At 36.9% G+C, this 2,946-nt stretch carries 3 protein-coding genes; all 3 read left to right on the forward strand.

Translation table 11 applies throughout. The features are described from left to right. Positions 1–78: 78 nt before the first annotated feature. Positions 79–561, forward strand: a complete 483-nt coding sequence (gene cdd, locus ACOYLT_RS11210) for a cytidine deaminase (protein ID WP_422853933.1) — start codon at positions 79–81, stop codon at positions 559–561. A 242-nt stretch (positions 562–803) separates the two neighbouring features. Beyond that, positions 804–1,805 carry a pyruvate dehydrogenase (acetyl-transferring) E1 component subunit alpha gene (pdhA, locus tag ACOYLT_RS11215; protein ID WP_422853934.1) on the forward strand — a complete coding sequence of 334 codons (1,002 nt, stop codon included), beginning with the start codon at positions 804–806 and terminating at the stop codon, positions 1,803–1,805. A gap of 2 nt (positions 1,806–1,807) precedes the next feature. Beyond that, positions 1,808–2,946, forward strand: a 1,139-nt coding sequence (locus ACOYLT_RS11220; protein WP_422853935.1) for a biotin/lipoyl-containing protein, incomplete at its 3' end; no start/stop codon positions are given.

Below are 2,946 nucleotides of genomic sequence, written 5' to 3' on the forward strand. Positions count from 1 at the left end.
GATGATTATTAATAGCCAAAAAAAAATAAAAACAACATCCAAATTTCAAAAAGAAATTTGGATTTTTTTTCCTCAATAATGAAAGAAATAAACATTAACTCGTCGTTTTCCGTTTATGAATCTCTAACTGACTTGCCAATTGAAATTCAGTCATTGATGCAACAAGCCATCGCTATACGAAAAAAAGCTTATGCACCCTATTCTAAATTTAGAGTTGGCACTGCTATTCTTTTAGATAATGGTCATATAGTTTTAGGATCAAATCAGGAAAATGCGGCATACCCTTCTGGTCTTTGCGCAGAAAGAGTGGCTATTTTTCAAACTGGCGCCATTTATCCAGATGCTAAAATCATAAAAATGGCCATAACAGCCGCTTCAGATACCAATAAAACTACATCACCAATTCCACCATGTGGCGCTTGTAGGCAATCTATTTCAGAATATGAATATAAACAAAACACACCTATCGAAATCTATTTTATGGGCGAAAGCGGTGAAGTCTACAAATCAGCTTCTATTGAAAATTTATTGCCTTTAAGTTTCGATAAAAACTTCTTGTAAATTTGATATTAAGAGGACAATGTCCATTGATTATTTGGTGTTTTTTTTAATCAAATTAGCGAAAAAAAGCATTTTTTTTGTCTATAGTTGAAAAGTCAAGATAATAGTTAAATTTACTGCTTTTAAATTTTACTTCTTAAAGGGAATGTTTTACTTTTGCATTTCGCAAATTTATTTATAAGTCAACTATTCTGCGTTGAATAATAATTAAGAACTTAATAACACTTTAGCAAAAGTAACAAATGAAAGAAGTAACAAAAGAAGTTTATTTAAAGTGGTATGAAGAAATGCTGCTTTGGAGAAAATTTGAAGACAAACTTGCAGCTCTTTATATTCAACAAAAAGTTAGAGGATTTCTTCACTTATATAACGGACAAGAAGCCGTATTAGCGGGTGCTTTACACGTTATGAATTTGGGTGGAAAAGACAAAATGATTACAGCCTATAGGAATCACGTTCAACCAATCGGAATGGGTGTTGATCCAAGAAAAGTAATGGCTGAACTATTAGGAAAAGTTACAGGAACTTCCAAAGGAATGGGTGGTTCAATGCACATCTTTTCTAAAGAACACGGATTTTATGGAGGTCATGGTATCGTTGGGGCACAAATTCCAGTAGGTGCAGGTATGGCTTTTGGTGATAAATATTTCGAAACTGGTGGTGTAACCCTAACCTATTTTGGTGACGGTGCTGCACGCCAAGGATCGCTTCACGAAGCATTCAATATGGCTATGTTATGGAAATTACCTGTAGTTTTCATATGTGAAAACAATGGATATGCCATGGGGACTTCAGTTGAAAGAACTGCCAATCATACAGATATATGGAAATTAGGATTAGGATATGAAATGCCATGCGGACCTGTTGACGGGATGAACCCAGTAAAAGTTGCCGAAGCTATGCACGAAGCTATGGAAAGAGCACGCCGTGGTGACGGACCGACTTTCTTAGAAATGAAAACGTATCGTTATAGAGGTCACTCCATGTCAGATGCTCAATTATACCGTTCGAAAGATGAGGTAGAAGAATACAGAAAAATTGACCCAATCACTCAAGTATTGGACATCATAAAAGAAAAAAAATATGCCACCGATGCTGAAATTGAAGTTATTGATGAGAGAGTAAAAGATTTAGTAGAAGAATGTGCTACATTCGCTGAAGAATCTCCTTTCCCAGAAGTACAACAATTATATGATGTTGTTTACGAACAAGAAAATTATCCTTTCATCCCACATAGATTATAATTATGGCAACAAAAATTACAATGCCTCGTTTGAGTGATACTATGACTGAAGGAACTGTAGCAACTTGGCTAAAAAAAGTTGGTGATACGGTAAAAGAAGGAGATATCCTTGCTGAGATCGAAACAGATAAAGCTACGATGGAGTTTGAATCTTTCAATGCTGGTACTTTATTATATATTGGTATTAAAGAAGGTGAAACAGCAGCTGTTGATTCTCTTTTAGCCATCATCGGAAAAGAAGGTGAAGATATTTCTGGAATAATTTCTGGTACTGCCGCTACTCCGGCACAAGCAATAACTAAAGAAAAGACAGAAGCTCCATCAGAAGCAAAACCGACAACCGACAACTCACAACCGACAACAACCTCATTACCTAAAGGAGTGGTAGTAGTAACCATGCCGCGTCTAAGTGATACAATGACCGAAGGAACAGTGGCAACTTGGTTGAAAAAAGTAGGTGATGAAGTAAAAGAAGGTGATATTTTGGCCGAAATCGAAACCGACAAAGCCACTATGGAATTCGAATCTTTCAACGCTGGAACTTTATTGTTTATCGGAATTAACGAAGGACAATCGGCACCCGTTGATAGCGTTTTAGCTATTATCGGTCCGTCAGGAACTGACATTACAGGCATAGCCGAAAACTATAAAAAAGCTGGCGCTGCTCCAGTGGCTGCTCCCCTAACTGAACAAGCTGCAACGGTTACACCTACAGTAGAAGTAATTCAAACTAACGATGGCGGAAGAATATTTGCTTCCCCATTAGCCAGACAAATTGCTAAGGATAAAGGAATTAATCTTTCTCAAATAAAAGGTTCTGGAGAAAACGGTCGTATTACCAAAAGTGATGTCGAGAATTTCACTCCATCAGCTTCTGCTTCACCAAGTCAAACTAGTCAACCAATAACCGACAACGCAGAACCAAAAACTGCTGTAAGACCATTTGTTCCAGCTGGAGAAACATTTTCAGAAGTTATCAAAAATTCGCAAATGCGTAAGACTATTGCTAAGCGTCTTTCTGAATCTATCTTCACCGCACCACATTTCTATTTAACGATAGAAGTAGCTATGGATGAAGCGATGAAATCACGTGCTGTGATTAACACCGTTCCAGATACTAAAGTATCCTTCAACGATATGGT

Source organism: Flavobacterium sp. (assembly GCF_049318185.1).
In the GTDB taxonomy this organism is placed as follows: Bacteria; Bacteroidota; Bacteroidia; order Flavobacteriales; family Flavobacteriaceae; genus Flavobacterium.

What these genes read in the sequence shown, in the direction of transcription:
- cdd (WP_422853933.1), top strand. Translation starts at nt 79, where the DNA reads ATGAAAGAAATAAACATTAACTCGTCGTTTTCCGTTTATGAATCTCTA.
- pdhA (WP_422853934.1), top strand. Translation starts at nt 804, where the DNA reads ATGAAAGAAGTAACAAAAGAAGTTTATTTAAAGTGGTATGAAGAAATG.